Below are 497 nucleotides of genomic sequence, written 5' to 3'. Positions count from 1 at the left end.
TGGACTCCGCGAGCGTGCGAGCGAGCGGGGCTCGCTGACCGGTCCGAGCCCGGTCGACCGCGGCAAGGCCGGCTCGAAACTGCACGTGCTCACCGACGCCGCCGGTCTCCCGCTGGTCGTCGGCGTCTCCGGTGCCAACCTGCATGACGGCCACGCCCTGATCCCACTGGTCACCGGGATCCCCGCGGTCCGTTCCCGGCGCGGGCCGCGGCGCCGCAGGCCCGTCAAGCTGCGCGCCGACAAGGCCTACGACAGCGACGACCTGCGCCGATTCCTGCGCGACCGCGGCATCGTGCCCCGGATCGCCCGCAAGGGCATCGAGTCCAGCGAGAAGCTCGGCCGCCACCGGTGGAAGGTCGAAAGGACGATCGCCTGGCTCGGCGGCTACCGCCGCCTCACTATCCGCTACGAACGCAACGGCCACAACTTCCTCGGATTCCTCGCCCTGGCAGCGACGCTGACCTGCTGGAAGAAACTGGCCACGTGAGACAAGCTCT

At 70.6% G+C, this 497-nt stretch carries 1 protein-coding gene; it reads left to right on the top strand.

Annotated features, from left to right (window positions below; all coding sequences use genetic code 11):
• Nucleotides 1-487: IS5 family transposase (locus tag FMEAI12_RS30655; RefSeq protein ID WP_112108773.1), on the top strand; the 487-nt coding region annotated here is incomplete at its 5' end.
• Nucleotides 488-497 lie beyond the last annotated feature (10 nt).

Origin of the sequence: Parafrankia sp. Ea1.12 (assembly GCF_900465275.1) — a bacterium.
Lineage (GTDB): Bacteria > Actinomycetota > Actinomycetes > Frankiales > Frankiaceae > Parafrankia > Parafrankia soli.
This window is presented reverse-complemented; position numbering and strand designations above follow the sequence as displayed.